Genomic DNA, 2837 nt, shown 5'->3' with positions numbered 1-2837 from the left:
CCGGCCGCCGCGACCCGTTCCCGCAACCGCTCATCGTGGCTGGCCTCCATGAACAGGATCAGCCGCGCGGTGCTCAGCACCCGGCGCTCGCCGGTGGTCGCATCGATCAGCCGGGCCATGGACTCCAGCAGCTGTGCGGCCGTTGCCGGCATCGTGGCCGCCTCGGTGGCCCGGGCTTCCAGCTCGATGATCCGATCCATGACCGCATGTACCAGGGCCGCCCGGGTGCGGGCGTAGTTGGAGGTGGAACCCGCGGGCAGACAGGCATGTTCATCCACCCGACGATGGGTCAGGGCACGCAGCCCCTGGTCCCCACCAGTTCAATGGCCGCGTCCATGGCCCGCTGCTGCCCCGTTTCCATGTCCTCACTATAGGCGGGTCGGAAGTTGGCCAACGCGCCGACAGTAGATTGCATGTCCTGCATTTTCAGAAACGTCCCTGGCGGGCGGCGCAAGTGCTGCTCGAGCGCCTGGTTCTTCGCTGGTGACAGGTTTCGCCGGGGAGGGAATTCAACGCGGGCCGGAAATGCCCCGTCCATTTGGTTCAGAAAGCCACCCACAGTCCTTGCGGCCCAAGACAAGCTGGAAGCCCGGGGATTGGCGGGTGGGTTGCTGGCAGTGCTTGAGTCGGCGTCCGGTTTACCTTCCGCCGGTCGGCGGTACAGGCGGAAAACGTAGCGACGCCCAGGAAGCGGTGGGACGCGGGGTCATGCGTTAACACATGCAGGACAAGCGGGCCTGATGCGGGTCTTCGCCATTTCCAACAACTAGGGTGGGGATCATGGGTGAGCCAAGAAAGCGACAGCAGACCCGCCAGCCGTGGCGGATCACCGTGCCCTCGCGCAGTGACGCTTCCTGCGTCAGTTCACTCGCGTTATTGGTGGTCCATTGGGGCGGCGCAGCGATCCCGGGCGGGTGAGCCCGGGGATTTTTACGGTTGAACGGGTGCTGATCATCCTCACCGTCATCGGTTCGCTTTTGATGCTACTGGCCAAGAACCCATGCCGCGTCAATGGCTGGACGGGGCAGAATCCCTACCTCATGGCCTGCTACACCGACTGGGTTCCGCTCTTCGGAGCGCGGGGCTTTGCCGAAAATCCGTGGGCCCCTTTCAGCGCGGGAGCCGAATTCGAGTACCCGGTGCTGATGAGCGCGGCCGCTTCGGGGGTGGCAGCCCTGGTTCCGGAGACGGCAGTGAACCGCGCCTTGTTGTACTTTGACTTCAACCTGGTCCTGGTTTCGGTGCTCTGGCTGGTGACCGTACTGTGCACTGCCCGCATGGCCGGGCGTCGTCCGTGGGATGCGGCCATGGTCGCCATTGCCCCGGGATGATCTTGACGGCAAGCATCAACTGGGACATGTGGGCAGTGGCCCTGCTTGCGCTGGGGATGCTCAGCTTTGCGCGCCGGCACCTGGTGTTGGCGGGGGTGCTCATTGGTTTGGGGACCGCCACAAAACTGTACCCGGTCCTGTTCCTGGGCGCCGTGCTTGTCCTTGCGCTGCGCACCGGCAAGCTTCGGGTTTTTGCCGTGACCGGCGGGTCGGCATTGGCAGCGTGGCTGTCGGTCAACATCCCCTACGCCCTGGCCTTCCCCGAGTCCTTCGCCCACTTCTTCAAGTTCACTTCCGAACGCGGTGCCGGACTATCCAGTTTCTGGCACGTGTGGAACATTGTCGCCGCCAAGGTGCCGGATGGTGCATTTGGAGGCCCAGGCCATCTCCCGGTTGGGCTGGTTCTGTTCTTCCTGGCCTGCGTGGCGGTGGCGTTGTTGACCTTCTTCGCCCGGCAGCGTCCGCGAGTGGCGAGCCTGGTGTTCCTGATTGTGGGATCGTTCGTGCTGGTGAACAAGGTGTATTCGCCGCAGTTCATCGTGTGGCTTATTCCGCTCTTTGCCCTGGCGTTGCCGCGGTGGAAGGAATTCACTGTGTGGATGGCGGTGGAGGTGCTGCACTTTTATGGATTGTGGTTCTACATCCACAGCTACTCCTCGGAGGTGGAGACCAATCACGCATTCCCCGAGTCGGGTTACGTCGTGTTGGTCCTGGCCCATATGTTCATGCTCGGATACCTTATGTTCCGTGTCGTTCAAAGTATTCTAAAGCCAGAATATGACCCAGTCAGAGCGGTGGGTCAGGAGGATCCGCAAGCCGGCCCGTTCGCCGCGGCGGATGATCGGATCAGTTGGAGCATTGTGCGAAGTCGGCGTGGGAGCATCCCTTCCGAAGCCACGACCTCCGCCGGCGGCAGGAGCTGAATGAGCCGGGTCGCCGTGGTCGGGGCCGGACCCAATGGGCTGGCGGCGGGGTGTGTGGCGGCACGGGCAGGACTGGATGTCACGGTTTACGAGGCCAATACCACCATCGGCGGCGCCGCGCGCACCATCCCCCTGGACGGGTCCGAGGCGGTCTTCGATGTGGGTAGCGCGGTGCACCCCATGGCTTTGCTCTCCCCGGCGTTCGCCGACCTGAAGGTCCGCGAACGAGTGGACTTCCTTGTGCCCCAGATGTCCTACGCCCACGTGCTCGACCAGCGCACCGCCTACGCCTGGCAGGATCTGGACCGGACCGTAGAGCACCTGGATTCGGGCTCGAACCTACCCCTTGGGCAGGGCGCGGTGTTCGCCGGACTCCTGGGTCCGCTGGTGCAGCGGATTAACCAGCTGGGGGACACCCTGCTGAATCCGTTGCTGCGACTACCCGCCCATCCTGGAACGCTGGCCGCGTTTGGGGTCGCGACCCTGGGCGGAATGGGCCTGCAACAGGCATTGAGCCGACGCTACCCGAAGGCGGCCGCGCTGCTGGCCGGCTGTGCCGCCCATGTGGCCGGTGGTTCGCGCG

4 protein-coding genes and 1 pseudogene are annotated in these 2837 nt (G+C 64.3%); 3 read left to right on the top strand and 2 right to left on the bottom strand.

Annotation, left to right across the window (positions count from 1 at the left end; all coding sequences use genetic code 11):
- Both JCM19049_RS11025 and JCM19049_RS20345 read right to left on the bottom strand, forming a co-directional pair.
- Positions 1–278: pseudogene (locus JCM19049_RS11025) on the bottom strand (TetR family transcriptional regulator); the annotation flags it as partial.
- Positions 279–289: 11 nt separating this feature from the next.
- On the bottom strand, positions 290–415 hold the full coding sequence (locus tag JCM19049_RS20345) for a hypothetical protein (protein WP_279403008.1): 126 nt from the start codon (positions 413–415) through the stop codon (positions 290–292).
- 499 nt (positions 416–914) lie between these two features.
- Here JCM19049_RS20345 and JCM19049_RS20340 point away from each other — a divergent pair, with 499 nt between their 5' ends.
- The 3 genes from JCM19049_RS20340 to JCM19049_RS11010 all read left to right on the top strand — a co-directional run.
- Complete coding sequence (locus JCM19049_RS20340) at positions 915–1331, top strand: hypothetical protein (protein WP_279403007.1); 417 nt, start codon at positions 915–917, stop codon at positions 1329–1331.
- A 2-nt stretch (positions 1332–1333) separates the two neighbouring features.
- Complete coding sequence (locus JCM19049_RS20335) at positions 1334–2254, top strand: glycosyltransferase 87 family protein (protein WP_279403006.1); 921 nt, start codon at positions 1334–1336, stop codon at positions 2252–2254.
- On the top strand, positions 2255–2837 hold a 583-nt coding region (locus JCM19049_RS11010), incomplete at its 3' end, for an NAD(P)-binding protein (RefSeq protein ID WP_279403005.1). It abuts the gene before it with no gap.

Source organism: Arthrobacter sp. JCM 19049 (assembly GCF_001310435.1).
Note: the sequence above shows the minus strand (reverse complement) of the source record. Positions and strands in the feature narration are given on the sequence as shown.

Excerpts from the sequence above, each read along its gene's own strand:
- JCM19049_RS20345 (WP_279403008.1), bottom strand. The coding sequence starts at position 415 with ATGCAATCTACTGTCGGCGCGTTGGCCAACTTCCGACCCGCCTATAGT.